The sequence below is a fragment of the Streptomyces sp. NPDC002926 genome (assembly GCF_053591755.1).
In genome coordinates, this window is the sequence record NZ_JBSFUK010000041.1 from 24035 (window position 1) to 38516 (window position 14482).

At 70.1% G+C, this 14482-nt stretch carries 14 protein-coding genes; 8 read left to right on the forward strand and 6 right to left on the reverse strand.

Translation table 11 applies throughout. The features are described 5' to 3' along the window. Nucleotides 1-151: 151 nt before the first annotated feature. Genes ACWDZ6_RS31125 through tyrS form a run of 3 tightly spaced genes read left to right on the forward strand, consistent with a single transcriptional unit; the run spans nucleotide 152 to nucleotide 4425 of the window. Nucleotides 152-1675, forward strand: a complete 1524-nt coding sequence (locus tag ACWDZ6_RS31125) for a TldD/PmbA family protein (RefSeq protein ID WP_451505492.1) — start codon at nucleotides 152-154, stop codon at nucleotides 1673-1675. A gap of 49 nt (nucleotides 1676-1724) precedes the next feature. Continuing rightward, nucleotides 1725-3116 carry a metallopeptidase TldD-related protein gene (locus ACWDZ6_RS31130; protein WP_451505493.1) on the forward strand — a complete coding sequence of 464 codons (1392 nt, stop codon included), beginning with the start codon at nucleotides 1725-1727 and terminating at the stop codon, nucleotides 3114-3116. 43 nt (nucleotides 3117-3159) lie between these two features. Next, nucleotides 3160-4425: a tyrosine--tRNA ligase gene (gene tyrS, locus ACWDZ6_RS31135; protein ID WP_351452416.1), complete on the forward strand. Its 1266-nt coding sequence runs from the start codon at nucleotides 3160-3162 to the stop codon at nucleotides 4423-4425. Between the two features lie 123 nt (nucleotides 4426-4548). On the opposite strand, the gene ACWDZ6_RS31140 is transcribed toward tyrS, so the two are convergent. Next, nucleotides 4549-4824, reverse strand: a complete 276-nt coding sequence (locus ACWDZ6_RS31140; RefSeq protein ID WP_351452419.1) for a GlsB/YeaQ/YmgE family stress response membrane protein — start codon at nucleotides 4822-4824, stop codon at nucleotides 4549-4551. Nucleotides 4825-5040: 216 nt separating this feature from the next. On the opposite strand from ACWDZ6_RS31140, the gene ACWDZ6_RS31145 reads away from it, so the two are divergent. Further along, the gene (locus ACWDZ6_RS31145) at nucleotides 5041-5427 is read left to right on the forward strand and encodes a DUF3099 domain-containing protein (RefSeq protein ID WP_351452422.1); all 387 of its coding nucleotides are present in this window, start codon (nucleotides 5041-5043) and stop codon (nucleotides 5425-5427) included. A 169-nt stretch (nucleotides 5428-5596) separates the two neighbouring features. Then, nucleotides 5597-5839 carry a hypothetical protein gene (locus ACWDZ6_RS31150; protein WP_451505494.1) on the forward strand — a complete coding sequence of 81 codons (243 nt, stop codon included), beginning with the start codon at nucleotides 5597-5599 and terminating at the stop codon, nucleotides 5837-5839. Here the strand turns inward: ACWDZ6_RS31150 and moaA are convergent. The 3 genes from moaA to ACWDZ6_RS31165 form a co-directional block, all read right to left on the reverse strand. Continuing rightward, nucleotides 5822-6811: a GTP 3',8-cyclase MoaA gene (gene moaA / locus ACWDZ6_RS31155; protein WP_351452427.1), complete on the reverse strand. Its 990-nt coding sequence runs from the start codon at nucleotides 6809-6811 to the stop codon at nucleotides 5822-5824. The genes ACWDZ6_RS31150 and moaA overlap by 18 nt on opposite strands. A gap of 155 nt (nucleotides 6812-6966) precedes the next feature. Then, complete coding sequence (locus ACWDZ6_RS31160) at nucleotides 6967-8607, reverse strand: solute symporter family protein (protein ID WP_389184854.1); 1641 nt, start codon at nucleotides 8605-8607, stop codon at nucleotides 6967-6969. Then, nucleotides 8604-8969: a DUF485 domain-containing protein gene (locus ACWDZ6_RS31165; RefSeq protein WP_366733391.1), complete on the reverse strand. Its 366-nt coding sequence runs from the start codon at nucleotides 8967-8969 to the stop codon at nucleotides 8604-8606. Before ACWDZ6_RS31165 ends, ACWDZ6_RS31160 begins: the two co-directional genes overlap by 4 nt. A 275-nt stretch (nucleotides 8970-9244) precedes the next feature. Between ACWDZ6_RS31165 and ACWDZ6_RS31170 the strand changes: the two genes are divergently transcribed. From ACWDZ6_RS31170 to ACWDZ6_RS31180, 3 genes are all read left to right on the forward strand, one after another. Next, nucleotides 9245-10777 (forward strand): S8 family peptidase, encoded by a 1533-nt coding sequence (locus ACWDZ6_RS31170; RefSeq protein WP_451505495.1) that lies wholly within the window; start codon nucleotides 9245-9247, stop codon nucleotides 10775-10777. Between the two features lie 102 nt (nucleotides 10778-10879). Further along, nucleotides 10880-12319 (forward strand): CoA transferase, encoded by a 1440-nt coding sequence (locus tag ACWDZ6_RS31175; RefSeq protein ID WP_451505496.1) that lies wholly within the window; start codon nucleotides 10880-10882, stop codon nucleotides 12317-12319. A 155-nt stretch (nucleotides 12320-12474) separates the two neighbouring features. Further along, entirely contained in the window at nucleotides 12475-12648 is a 174-nt protein-coding gene (locus ACWDZ6_RS31180) for a hypothetical protein (RefSeq protein WP_451505497.1), read from the forward strand. A gap of 33 nt (nucleotides 12649-12681) precedes the next feature. Here ACWDZ6_RS31180 and ACWDZ6_RS31185 read toward each other — a convergent pair whose 3' ends face one another. Together ACWDZ6_RS31185 and ACWDZ6_RS31190 are read right to left on the reverse strand one after the other, a co-directional pair. Then, a complete protein-coding gene (locus tag ACWDZ6_RS31185; protein ID WP_451505498.1) occupies nucleotides 12682-13725 on the reverse strand; it encodes a zinc-dependent alcohol dehydrogenase family protein in 1044 nt (347 codons plus the stop codon). Nucleotides 13726-13754: 29 nt separating this feature from the next. Beyond that, on the reverse strand, nucleotides 13755-14444 hold the full coding sequence (locus ACWDZ6_RS31190) for a lysoplasmalogenase (RefSeq protein ID WP_451505499.1): 690 nt from the start codon (nucleotides 14442-14444) through the stop codon (nucleotides 13755-13757). Nucleotides 14445-14482: the final 38 nt, after the last annotated feature.

A 14482-nucleotide genomic window follows, 5' to 3' on the forward strand; every position in this document is an offset into this window, starting at 1 on the left:
TACGGAGAATCGGGCCCTGACAGCGCCGTCCTGCAGTCCCTGTCGGGTCCCTACAGAAAGGCGTCGCCCCACGGCATGGGCGGGCGGCTGGGCAACGACCCCTCCGGCGCGACATGATCGGGTCGACCCGTCTCGACGACAGGAGACATTCGTGCCTCATTCCATCGACGAAGCCTTCACAGCGCTGCCGCTGCGGGCACTCGCCGACGCGGCACTCGCCCGGGCGCGTGCGCTCGGCGCCGAGCATGCCGACTTCCGCTTCGAGCGCGTACGCAGTGCGGCCTGGCGGCTGCGCGACGCCAAGCCCGCCGGATCGTCGGACACCACGGACCTCGGGTACGCGGTGCGGGTGGTCCACGGCGGCGCCTGGGGCTTCGCCTCAGGGGTCGACATGACGATGGACGCGGCCGCCAGGGTCGCCGGCCAGGCGGTCGCGATGGCGAAGCTCTCGGCCAAGGTGATCGCGGCGGCGGGCTCCGACGAGCGGGTGGAGCTGGCGCCCGAGCCCGTGCACGCGGACCGGACCTGGATCTCGGCGTACGAGATCAACCCGTTCGAGGTGCCTGACGCGGAGAAGACGGCGCTGCTCGAGGAGTGGAGCGGGCGGCTGCTGGGGGCGGACGGCGTCGCACACGTGGACGCCTCGCTGCTCACGGTCCAGGAGAACAAGTTCTATGCGGACACCTCGGGCACTGTCACCACGCAGCAGCGGGTGCGGCTGCATCCGCAGCTCACGGCTGTCGCCGTCGACGAGACGACGGGCGAGTTCGACTCGATGCGCACGATCGCGCCCCCGGTGGGGCGTGGCTGGGAGTATCTGACCGGCACGGGCTGGGACTGGGCGTCCGAGCTGGAGCAGATCCCGGTGCTGCTGGCCGAGAAGATGCGCGCGCCGAGCGTGGAGGCCGGGCGGTACGACCTGGTGGTCGACCCGTCGAATCTGTGGCTGACCATCCATGAGTCGATCGGCCATGCCACGGAGCTGGACCGGGCGCTGGGGTACGAGGCGGCGTACGCGGGGACCTCCTTCGCCACCTTCGACAAGCTCGGGAAGCTGGCGTACGGCTCCTCGGTGATGAATGTGACGGGCGACCGGACCGCCGAGCACGGTCTCGCCACGGTGGGCTTCGACGACGAGGGCGTCGAGGCGCAGTCCTGGGACCTCGTCAAGGACGGCACTCTGGTGGGCTACCAGCTGGACCGGCGGATCGCGAAGCTGACGGGTCTGGGCCGGTCCAACGGCTGCGCCTACGCGGACTCCCCGGGGCACGTGCCGGTGCAGCGGATGGCGAACGTGTCACTGCGGCCGGACCCGGGCGGCCTGTCGACGGAGGATCTGATCGGCGGGGTGGAGCGCGGCATCTATGTGGTCGGCGACCGCTCGTGGTCGATCGATATGCAGCGCTACAACTTCCAGTTCACCGGGCAGCGCTTCTTCCGTATCGAGAACGGCAAGCTGGCCGGTCAGCTGCGCGATGTCGCGTACCAGGCCACGACGACCGACTTCTGGGGCTCGATGGAGAAGGTGGGCGGCCCGCAGACATACGTCCTGGGCGGCGCCTTCAACTGCGGAAAGGCCCAGCCGGGCCAGGTCGCGGCGGTCTCCCACGGCTGTCCTTCCGCGTTGTTCCGCGGCGTCAACATCCTCAACACGACGCTGGAGGCGGGCCGATGAGCGCGCGCCGTACGCCGTGCAGTGTCAACACCACGCAGGAGGCCGGCCGATGAGCCGCAACAGCAAGCCGCACGAGACGGTCGAGCGGGCGCTGGAGCTGTCCACCGCCGACAGCTGTGTCGTCATCGCCGACGAGCACTCCTCCGCCAATCTGCGCTGGGCCCGCAACGCCCTGACCACCAACGGTGTGACCCGCGGCCGCACCCTCACCGTCATCGCGACCGTCGACGGCGCCGAGGGCACCGCGTCCGGTGTCGTGTCGCGGTCCGCCGTCACCGCCGAGGATCTCGAGCCGCTGGTACGGGCCGCGGAGGCAGCCGCCCGCACGGCCGGGCCCGCCGAGGACGCCCAGCCTCTGGTCGAAGGGGTCCCGGCCGCCCCGGACTTCACGGACGCGCCCGTCGAGACGTCCTCGGCCGTCTTCGCGGACTTCGCGCCCGCGCTGGGTGAGGCCTTCGCCCGCGCCAGGGCCGGTGAGCGTGAGCTCTACGGCTTCGCCAACCATGAGCTGACCTCCACCTACCTCGGTACGTCGACCGGGCTGCGGCTGCGGCACGACCAGCCGAACGGGACGCTGGAGCTCAACGCCAAGTCCCCGGACCGCTCGCGTTCCGCCTGGGCGGGCCGTTCGACCCGGGACTTCAAGGACGTGGACCCGGCCCAGCTGGACGCGGAGCTCGCGCAGCGGCTCGGCTGGGCTCAGCGCCGTATCGAGCTGCCCGCCGGGCGGTACGAGACGCTGCTGCCGCCCACCGCCGTGGCCGATCTGCTGATCTACCAGCTGTGGTCGTCGACGGCGCGGGACGCGGCGGAGGGGCGCACGGTCTTCTCCAAGCCGGGCGGCGGCACCCGCGTCGGCGAGAAGCTGTCCGACCTCCCGCTCACCCTGCGCAGCGATCCGAACGAGCCGGGCCTGGAGTCCGCGCCCTTCGTGATCGCCCACTCCTCCGGCGACGACGCCTCGGTCTTCGACAACGGCCTGCCGCTGTCGGCGACCGACTGGGTACGCGGCGGAAAGCTGGAGCACCTGGTCGCCACCCGGCACAGCGCCGCGCTGACGGGCCTGCCGGTCGCGCCCGGCGCCGGAAATCTGATCCTGGACGGCGGCGGTGAACGTTCGCTGGAGGAGATGGTGTCCGCGACGGCCCGCGGACTGCTGCTGACCTGCCTCTGGTACATCCGCGAGGTCGACCCGGCGACGCTGCTGCTGACCGGTCTCACCCGGGACGGTGTCTATCTCGTGGAGAACGGCGAGGTCGTCGGCGAGGTCAACAACTTCCGCTTCAACGAGTCGCCGGTCGACCTGCTGTCGCGGGCCACCGAGGCCGGCCGCACCGAGAAGACGCTGCCGCGCGAGTGGGGCGACTGGTTCACCCGGGCCGCGATGCCCGCGCTCCGGGTGCCCGATTTCAATATGAGTTCGGTCAGCCAGGGCGTATAACCTCGGAGGAGTCTGTAAGCACACCGAAGGAGACGCGAGACCCGTGACGGACATCGTCGAGGAACTGCAGTGGCGAGGGCTGATCGCCCTCTCCACTGACGAGGACGCATTGCGCAAGGCGTTCGCGGACGGTCCCGTCACGTTCTATTGCGGCTTCGACCCGACCGCGCCCAGCCTGCACCTCGGCAACCTGGTCCAGATCCTCACCATGCGCCGGATCCAGCAGGCGGGGAACCGCCCGCTGGGCCTGGTCGGCGGTGCCACCGGTCTCATCGGTGACCCGAAGCCGAACTCGGAGCGCACGCTGAACGCGCCGGAGGTCGTCGCGGCCTGGGTGGAGCGGCTGCGCGGCCAGATCGAGCGGTTCCTCGACTTCGACGGTCCGTACGCCGCGACCATGGTCAACAACCTGGACTGGACGTCGGGTCTTTCGGCGATCGACTTCCTGCGCGACATCGGCAAGTACTTCCGGGTCAACAAGATGATCGCGAAGGAGGCGGTCGCCCGGCGGCTGAACTCCGACACCGGTATCAGTTACACCGAGTTCAGCTACCAGATCCTGCAGGGCATGGACTTCCTGGAGCTGTACCGGCGGTACGGCTGCACCCTGCAGACCGGCGGCAGCGACCAGTGGGGCAACCTCACCGCGGGCACCGACCTGATCCACCGTGTCGAGCCCGAGGCCGAGGTGCACGCCCTGGCCACACCGCTGATCACCAAGGCCGACGGCACGAAGTTCGGCAAGACGGAGTCCGGCACGGTCTGGCTCGACCCGGAGCGGACCACGCCGTACGCCTTCTACCAGTTCTGGCTGAACGCGGACGACCGGGACGTCTCCAAGTTCCTGCGGATCTTCAGCTTCAAGTCCCGCGAGGAGATCGAGGAGCTGGAGAAGCTGACCGAGGAACGGCCGCAGGCGCGGGCCGCTCAGCGGGCCCTGGCCGAGGAGCTGACCACGCTGGTGCACGGCGCGGACCAGTGCGCGGCGGTGGTCAATGCGTCGAAGGCGCTCTTCGGGCAGGGCGAGCTGACCGAGCTGGACGAGCCGACGCTGCGGGCGGCGCTTTCCGAGCTGCCGCACGCGCGGGTCACCGAGCTGGGCCTGGTGGTGGATCTGCTCGCGGAGGTCGGTCTCGCGCCGAGCAAGTCGGCCGCACGCCGCACGGTGAAGGAGGGCGGAGCCTACGTGAACAACGTGAAGGTCGCCGCCGAGGACGCCGTACCGGCGAAGGAGGAGCTGCTGCACGGACGCTGGCTCGTGCTGCGCCGGGGCAAGAAGAACCTGGCTGCGGTCGAGGTCACGGCCTGATCAGCCGCGGCAGAAGGCCGGCTGATCAGGCCGGTGGAACGGCTGATCGGCGGCGGTAGCTGAACAGAGTCCGGTGGCGGCCGGGTGAGCGTCGTTGCTCGCCCGGCCGCCGCCGTACCCGGCTCAGACTCTCTGCTTCCTGCCCCGCATCGAGGTGTAGGCCATTTCCCCGAGGAAGACGAGGACGACGGCCGCCACGAGCTGGAGTCCGTGCCGGCCCCAGTCGATGCCCTTGGTCTCGCCGATGCCGAGCCCTACCGCGAGCCAGTTGCCGAGCGCGGCACCGATGATGCCGCAAATAGTGGCCAGCCACAGGGGCATGTGCTGCTTGCCCGGAAGGATCGCTTTCGCGATCAGGCCCAGTACGAAGCCCACGATGATCGCCCACAACCAGCCCATGGCTGCCTCCTCGTACGTACTCCGCATGAGCAGTTACGCCGTCAGTCTCGGCCTGTCCGTCATACAGCGCATGTCGGACGGCGCCATACGCGGTACGGCGCAGTCGGGACACGCAGGTGGGGCCTCCCCCGCTCTCGTAGCTGTCGGAGGCGCGGCGTACGGTGGAAGGCGTCAGGACCTGGGAGCGTCCGGCGTGGAAATCGGTGGTGAAACCTGATGCGGAAGCATGGCGGTACGGAGGTCTTCCGGATCACGGGAGCCCGGCAGGGGCTCGCGGACGATGTCCGTGGCCGGCAGCGCCGCTATGTGATTTCGATGTCGGTGCGGACCCTGGCGGTGATCCTTGCCGCCGTCCTGTGGAACGTCGAACGTCATGTGGCGATCGTGGCCCTGGTGCTTGGTGGGGTTCTTCCATACATTGCTGTGGTGATCGCCAACGCGGGCCGGGAGAACGCGCCTTCGCTGCCGTCGACCTTCGTTCCGACCCCTTCCCGGCCGATGATCGAGCCTGTCCCGGAACCCGCGCCGACAGCCGCCGCGGCGGAGGGCGAGCCGGAAGCCGGAGCCTCTGAGCGGAACCGCCAGGAGCGCGGGGAGAGCTGATTTCCCGGCCTTGCGAAGCTCAAGAAAAGCTCAGATCAATCATGAAGTTCCGGTGCACCGCACCCCGTTCCCCGTGACATACTTCGTAGGCGCTCCGCATCCCCCGTCGGAGCGACGGACCGACGCCGGGCAGCTCCCCCCGTGGCTGCTCGGCGTCGCCTTGTTTGGGATGAACATCGTGAGTGACGAAACCCCGATCTGCTCCGCCAAGGGCTGCCGCACCGACGCCGTCTGGGTGCTGGCGTGGAACAACCCGAAGCTGCACACTCCCGAGCGCCGCAAGACCTGGCTCGCCTGCGACGAGCACCGTGAGCATCTCTCCCACTTCCTTGGCCTGCGTGGCTTTCTCAAGGATGTGGTGACGCTCGAGGAGTGGCAACGCGGCTCCGCCGGCTCAGCCGCCGATCGCTGACATCGGCCGGTCGGGCTGCAGGAACGACGGGTCGTCAAGGCCTGATCCCGCCTTCTTGCCCCACATCGCCAGCTTCCAGAGACGCGCGACCTCCTCGTCGGGTGCGTCCGAGCGGAGCGCGGCGCGCAGGTCCGTCTCCTCGCGGGCGAACAGGCAGGTCCGCACCTGTCCGTCCGCGGTGAGGCGGGTGCGGTCGCAGGCCTGGCAGAACGGGCGGGTGACGGAGGCGATGACGCCGACCCGGTGCGGTCCACCGTCCACCGTCCAGCGCTCGGCGGGCGCGGAGCCGCGCTCCTCGTCGCCCTCCGCGGTCAGCGTGAAGCGCGTACGCAAAGACTCCAGGATGTCCCCTGCGGTGATCATGCCGTCGCGCTTCCAGCCGTGCTGCGCGTCGAGCGGCATCTGCTCGATGAAGCGCAGCTCGTAGTCGTTCGCCACGGCCCAGGCGAGCAGCTCGGGGGCTTCGTCGTCGTTGAGACCCGGCATCAGGACCGTGTTGACCTTGACGGGAGTGAGGCCGGCGGCGCGGGCCGCCTCCAGGCCGTCCAGCACATCGCGGTGGCGGTCGCGGCGGGTGAGCGTCTTGAAGACGTCGGGCCGCAGGGTGTCGAGCGAGACATTGACCCGGTCGAGACCGGCGGCCTTGAGCGCGGCCGCCGTGCGCTTGAGTCCGATGCCATTGGTGGTCAGTGACATCTTGGGCCGGGGCTCGAGAGCGGCGCACCGCTCGACTATGCCGACCAGGCCGGGGCGCAGCAGCGGCTCCCCGCCGGTGAAGCGGACCTCGGTGATCCCGAGATCGGTGACGGCGATACGGATCAGCCGGACGATCTCGTCGTCAGTGAGCAGATCCGGCTTGGCGAGCCACTGCAGACCCTCTTCCGGCATGCAGTACGTACACCGCAGATTGCACCGGTCGGTCAGTGAAACCCGCAGGTCAGTGGCCACACGGCCAAATGTGTCGATGAGCACTGTGGGCCCCCTCCCCGCTTGACGGATCTTATTGACTCCGAGACTACGCCAGCGCTCCGACAACTCCGGGGCCCGATTGTCACGAGGAGCGGCACGGCCGCGTCGTAGGACCCTACGACGCGGCCGTGCCGGGCACTCGGTACCAAGCTCTCGGGTCAGTGTGCTCCGATCCCGGTGAGGGACTTGACCTCGAGCTCCGCGTACTTGCCCTTGTCGGGCTCTTCCTTCGACAGGAGGGAGCCGAGCCAGCCGAGCAGGAAGCCCAGCGGGATCGAGACGATGCCCGGGTTCTCCAGCGGGAACCAGTAGAAGTCCGCTTCCTTGAACATCGAGGTGGGCTTGCCGGAGACGACCGGTGAGAAGAGCACCAGTACCACCGACGCGGTCAGGCCGCCGTAGATGGACCACAGGGCGCCCTTCGTGGTGAACCTCTTCCAGAACAGGCTGTAGAGGATCGTCGGGAGATTCGCCGACGCGGCGACCGCGAAGGCGAGGGCCACCAGGCCGGCGACGTTCAGATCACGGGCGAGCGCCCCGAGCGCGATGGAGACGATGCCGATGGCGACCGTCGCCCAGCGGGCGGCGCGGACCTCTTCCTTCTCGGTGGCCCGGCCCTTGCGGATGACGTTCGCGTAGATGTCGTGCGCGAACGACGACGAGGACGCCAGGGTGAGGCCCGCGACCACCGCGAGGATGGTGGCGAAGGCGACCGCAGAGATGACCGCCAGCAGAATCGAGCCTCCGGTGGAGCCCGATCCGCCGCCGATCTCCAGCGCCGCCAGGGGGGCCGCGGTATTGCCCGCCTTGTTCGAGGCGATGATGTCGCCGGGCTTGAGCAGCGCGGCCGCGCCGAAGCCGAGCACGATCGTCATCAGGTAGAAGGCACCGATGATGCCGATGGCCCAGTTCACGGACTTGCGGGCAGCCTTGGCGGTCGGCACTGTGTAGAACCGGATCAGGATGTGCGGCAGGCCCGCGGTGCCGAGGACCAGCGCGATGCCGAGCGAGATGAAGTCCAGCTTCGAGATGCTGGTGGCGCCGTACTTGAGACCGGGCTCCAGGAACGCCGATCCCTTGCCGCTGTTCTTCGCCGCGGAGCCGAGCAGGTCCGAGAGGTTGAAGTTGAACTTCAGCAGGATCAGGAAGGTGATGAGCACGGTGCCCGCGATGAGCAGGACGGCCTTGACCATCTGCACCCAGGTGGTGCCCTTCATCCCGCCGATGGTCACGTACACGATCATCAGAACGCCGACCAGCGCGACGATAGCGATCTTGCCCGCGTCGCTGGTGATGCCGAGCAGCAGCGAGACCAGCACGCCCGCGCCCGCCATCTGCGCCAGCAGATAGAAGATCGAGACGACGATGGTGGAGGTGCCGGCGGCGGTACGGACAGGGCGCTGGCGCATCCGGTAGGCGAGGACGTCGCCCATCGTGTAGCGGCCGGAGTTGCGCAGCGGTTCGGCGACCAGCAGCAGCGCGACCAGCCAGGCGACCAGGAAGCCGATCGAGTACAGGAAGCCGTCGTAGCCGAAGAGCGCGATGGCGCCGGCGATACCGAGGAAGGACGCGGCGGACATGTAGTCGCCGGAGACGGCGAGGCCGTTCTGGAATCCGGTGAACTGACGGCCGCCGGCATAGAAGTCGGCGGCGTTCTTGGTCTGCCGGCCGGCCCACACCGTGATGACGAGGGTCGCGACGACGAAACACGCGAAAAGCGTGATGATCAGCGGCCGGTGCTCGCTCGCCCCTTCGGCGGCGAGCCGGACCGTGGGATTCGCGGCGTACGCGGCGCTCATGCGTCGGCCTCCATACGGGACTTGATCGCGTCGGCCTTCGGGTCGAGGTTCGCGGCAGCGTGACGCGAGTAGAGCCAGGCGATGAGGAAGGTGGTGGCGAACTGGGCGAGTCCGAAGACGAGGGCGACGTTGATGTTGCCGAAGAGCTTCGTGCCCATGAAGCCGCCGGCGTAGTTGGACAGCAGGACGTACAGCAGATACCAGGCGATGAAGGCGACGGTCAGGGGGAAGGCGAAGGAGCGGTATGTGCGGCGCAGTTCGCCGAATTCCGCACTCTCCTGCACCTCGACGAACGACTCTGTCGTGGGCTGAGCGGGGCTGGTGTCCGTACCGCCCGGGGGCGGCAGTGCATCGGTAGCCACGGAATCTCCTCGCGACGCGGGTGCGGTGGGGAAGGACTTGGGGACGGTCACAGCAAAACCTCACGGTCGGGGACGGTTGGATGGTGCTCCATCCCCTGACAACGGCACGGAGAGCGCTGCGAACCGGTTCAACTCCGGCCACTTTCTTCCGGGCTTCTTCCTGGTTTCTTTTCGAACTCATTGATGGGTCCGCATGATCAGCGATAGCTTCACTGGTCATGTACCCGCCCATTCGCGTATGCCTGGGCGGTTTTCACGGATGATGTGGAGAACCCATGGCTCATCTGGGATCCAGACGGCGGCGCGCACTCGCCCTGCCTGCAGGTCTGGCGCTCACCGCCTCGCTCGGCTTCCTTCCGGCGGGAGCAGCCTCGGCCGCTCCCGCGGACGAGGTTCCCGCCGCGGTGGTGACCGACGGCCCGAAGCTGTCGTACGTCGTGAACGTCAAGGGCGGCCACGGCACCGCCAAGTCGGTCAAGAAGGCGATAGCCAAGGCCGGCGGCTCGGTGGTGATCGCCTACGACCAGATAGGCGTCATCGTCGTTCACTCGCAGAACCCGGACTTCGCCAAGACGATCCGTACGGTCCGCGGGGTCGCATCGGCCGGCGCGACGCGCACGGCGCCGATCGCCCCCGCGAGTGACACGGCGATCGACTCCGAGCGCCCGCTGACCGCCCAGGAGGCGAAGACCGCGGCAGCGCAGGCCACGACGGGGCAGGACCCGCTCGAGCCGCTCCAGTGGGACCTGCCCGCCATCAAGGCGGACAAGGCACACCAGAAGACGCTGGGCAGCAAGAAGGTCACGGTCGCGGTCATCGACACGGGTGTCGACGACACGCACCCCGACCTCGCGCCCAACTTCAACGCCGGCGCGTCGGCCAACTGCGTGAGCGGCAAGCCGGACACCACGCCCGGCTCCTGGCGGCCGGCCGCCAACGAGAGCGACCACGGCACGCATGTCGCGGGCACGATCGCCGCGGCCAAGAACGGTATCGGCGTCACCGGTGTCGCACCGGGCGTCAGGGTCGCCGGCATCAAGGTGGCGACCACGGACGGCTTCTTCTACACCGAAGCGGTCGTCTGCGGCTTCGTCTGGGCCGCCGAGCACGGCGTCGATGTGACCAACAACAGCTACTACACCGACCCGTGGCTGTTCAACTGCAAGAACGACCCCGACCAGGGCGCTCTCGTCGAGGCTCACGCCCGGGCCATCCGGTACGCGGAGCGCAAGGGCACGGTGAATGTCGCCGCGGCCGGCAACTCCAGGATGGACCTGGCCGCCGACGAGATCACGGACACGACGAGCCCGAACGACACCACCCCCGTCGAGCGGGTCATCAACCCCCGTGAGTGCCTGGACATTCCCACCCAGATTCCCGGGGTCGTCACCGTCTCCGCGCTGGGTGCGAAGAACCTGAAGTCCTCGTACTCCAACTACGGTCTCGGCGTCATCGACATCTCCGCCCCGGGCGGTGACTCGACCGTCTTCCAGAAGCCGGACGCGCCGGCCGTCGACGGCCGGATCCTGTCCACGCTGCCGGGCGGCAAGTACGGCTACAAGGCCGGTACGTCGATGGCCTCGCCGCATGTCGCGGGCGTGGTCGCACTGATCAAGTCGACCCACCCGCACGCTTCGGCGGCGCAGGTGAAGGCGCTGCTCTACGCGCAGGCCGACGACACGGCCTGCACCAACCCGTACGACATCAACGGCGACGGCACGGTCGACGCGGTGTGCGAGGGCGGCAGGCGCGACAACAGCTTCTACGGAACGGGTGTCGCCGACGCCCTGGACGCGGTTCGCCGGTAACGGTGCTTCCCGGGGGCCGGACGCGGAGTTCCGCGTCCGGCCCCTTCGCGTGGCCGCGGGTTTCCATGGCACTCGGGTGGCACTCGGTGCCATAGTGCGTGCATGGCTCACACATCCATGAGCGGTACGTCTTCGGGCGACAGGTCTTCGAGCGGCACGGCACACGCGTGGGCGGCGCTCGGCGGCGATCCCGCGCTCCTCGGCCGCGTCAGCTACGAAGGCACGGGCGGACTGCCCGCCCGGCTGCCCGTCATGGAGCTGGCCCGCTCCTGCGTGGCGGTCTGCGCACTGGCCGCCGCCGAACTCGCCGCGCGCCGCACCGGTGGTCCGGTCCCGGCCGTCCGGGTCGACGACGGGGCGGTGACCGCAGCGTTCCACAGCGACCGGCTGGTACGGGTCGACAGCGTGGCGCCTACGACCTTCGCCCCGCTGTCCCGCTTCTGGCGGGCGGAGGACGGCTGGGTCCGTACGCACGCCAACTACCCGCATCACCGGGCCCGGCTGCTGTCCGCACTCGGGCTGCCCGGCGACGCGGATGTGGAGGCCGTCGCCGCGGGAATCGGGGGGCGCCGGGCCCTGGAGGTCGAGGAGACCGTGTACGCGGCCGGCGGTCTCGCCGTCGCCGCCCGTACGCCCGAAGAGTGGGCGGCGCACGACCAGGGATCGCGGGCCGCCGCGCACCCGCTGCTGACCCTCGCGCCGGTCCATGAGCGCGACGAGCAACCACCGCGCATCCTGCCGGAGTTGACGGGCGGGACTCTGCTTCCGGCCGCCGGGCTACGGGTCCTGGATCTCACCCGGGTACTCGCCGGACCGATCGCCACCCGCACTCTCGCGCTGCTCGGCGCGGATGTGCTGCGGATCGACTCCCCCCGCCTGCCGGAGAGCCAGGAGGCGCACAACGACACGGGGATGGGGAAGCGTTCGACCCTGCTGGACCTGGGCGACAGGGTTCGCGACCGGCGGATCTTCGAGGAACTGCTGGAGAGCGCCGATGTGGTGGTGCTGGGCTACCGTCCCGGTGCACTGGACCGGTTCCGCGGAATGGCACCCGCAGCGCTCGCCGCACGCAACCCGGGGCTGGTGATCGCGCAGCTCTCCGCGTGGGGCCGGTACGGGCCGTGGGCCGAACGGCGCGGCTTCGACAGTCTGGTGCAGGTGGCGACCGGTATCGCGGCGATCGAGGGCGATCAGGGACAGCCCGGCGCGCTGCCCGCCCAGGCGCTGGACCACGGCACCGGATACCTGCTGGCGGCCGGCGTGCTGCGCGCGCTCACCGAACAGCACGACGAGGGCAGGGCCAGGCTGGTCCGGCTCTCCCTCACCCAGACGGCTGCCTGGCTGACGAACCGGCTCAGGAAGGATCCGGCCGAGGAGGCCGAGGACGGCGGTGTGTACGACCCCGAACGGTGGCTCACGGAGACGGACAGCCCCATGGGCCGGCTGCGGCACGCTGTGGCGCCGGTCTCCTTCGCCGGCGGCCCCACCAACTGGTCGCGCCCACCCGGCTTCTGGGGGGCCGACCCGCCCGGGTGGCGCTGAGCCGCGGGCCCGGCCGCTGGTTCTGCCGTGGCCCGGGCTCCGGCACGAGGGCGACGCGGTCTTCCACCTTCGGCGCGCGGAGCAGGCGGTGGCGGACCGGACGCGCGGGGCACCGCGCCGCAACGGCGAGAACAACGCCGGGCCGCCGTCGACCTGTGGGACGCCGCCGCGCAAGTACCGCGCCGTGGGCGCCGGTCACGTCCTTCGGACGCCTGTGGCGCAGGGGCTGGGCCCCGCGCCGCGACGAGCACTCCGAGCTGCCGCGCGAGATCAGGCCGCGCCGCGTCCCCGAGCCGCGGGCCACGGCCGCGGAGAGCGCGGCGGCCTGATCCGGCGGTCCGGCGGTCCGGGTCAGGCCCCGGTCACGGCTTGATGATGACCTTGAGCGCGGTGCGCTCGTCCATCGCCTTGTAGCCGGCCGGAACGCCGTCGAGGCCGACCGACAGGTCGAAGACGGGTGACGGGTCGATCGTGCCGTCCAGAATGTCGGGCAGCAGCTCGGGGATGTAGGCGCGGACGGGCGCGACGCCCCCGCGCAGGGCGATGTTCCGGTCGAACATCACGCCGAGGTCCAGGCCGGTACCGCTGCCGTGGGGCACGCCCACGTAGCCGATCGCGCCGCCGTCGCGGGTGATCCCGGCAGCCGTACGCATCGACTGCTCGGTGCCGACGGCCTCGATCACGGCGTGCGCGCCCTGACCGCCGGTCAGCTCGCGGACGGCCGCGACGGCCGCTTCGCCGCGCTCCGCGACGACATCGGTGGCGCCGAAGATCTTCGCGATGTCGGTACGCACCTGGTGGCGGCCGAGGGCGATGATCCGCTCGGCGCCGAGCCGCTTGGCGGCCAGCACGCCGCACAGCCCGACCGCGCCGTCGCCGACGACCGCGACCGTGGAGCCGGCCCGCACCCCGGCGCCGACGGCGGCGTGGTGTCCGGTGCCCATGACGTCGGAGAGCGCGAGCAGCGCGGTCAGCAGCCGGTCGTCGGAGGCGGCTTCGGCCGGGAGTTTGACCAGGGTGCCCTCGGCGAAGGGCACGCGCACGGCCTCGCCCTGCCCGCCGTCGGAGCCGACCGAGCCCCAGAAGCCGCCCTGCGGGCAGGACGTGTGCAGGCCCTCGCCGCAGAAGTCACAGGTGCCGTCGGACCAGACGAACGGGGCGACGACGAGGTCGCCGGGCGTGAAGCCGCTGACCGCGGAACCGGCCTCCTCGACCACGCCGAGGAACTCGTGCCCGATGCGCTGCCCCGGCAGGCGCGCGGACTCACCGCGGTACGCCCACAGGTCACTGCCGCAGATGCAGGCGCGCAGGACACGCAGGACCACGTCGGTGGGCTGCTGGATCACCGGATCGGGCACCTCCTCCACGCGGATGTCGTGCGGGGCGTGGATGACGGTGGCGCGCATGCGGCAATTCCTTGCTGATCAGATGAGTGTCATACGAATACAGGACTCTCACGGTACGCCTGTGGAACCCGCAGCAGCACGCCGGTGGCCAGCAGCAGCTGCGCCGCGCAGTAGGTGAGCATGATCCAGAAGTCGGGCGCCGGCGGCTGCGGCCACTCGGCGACACCGGTGGCGATCAGCGTGTCGGAGAACAGAAAGAGCGCCCCGCCCGCGCCGGCGACCGGGCCGAGTCCGCTGGAGCGGTAGGCCATGGCGGTGAGCAGCAGCGAGTAACCGGCGACCGGGATGCGCAGGGCGGCAGGGAGATCGGGCCACAGTTGCGCGACGGTGGCGACGAGAGCGGTGCCGAAGACCGCCGCGAGCGGCCTGGAGGTACGCGTACGTCCGAAGAGGACCAGGTAGCAGACGTGTCCGGCAGCGAATGACCCCATGCCGACGAGGAAGGCCCAGTCCGCGTCGCCGAGCAGGAAGACATCGCCGCCCCAGCCGAAGAGCAGCGCGGCGACGAGCGTCCGGGGCGCACCGCGGGTGATGGCGTATGCCGCCAGCAGCGGCATGAGGAGGGGCTTGGCGACCTGGTGCCCGATGTCCGGGCCGAGGACGAGGAAGGCCAGATCGCAGCCGACGGCGAGGAGGAAGGAGAGCAGGAGGGCCCGGCCGATCCGGTCGCGGGACGCACGGCCGGCGACGGCGGTGGGCTCGTGCCGCCGCGCGCTCACGCGGCGGCCTCCGGCGCGGCAGCCGCCGCAGTCCGTGG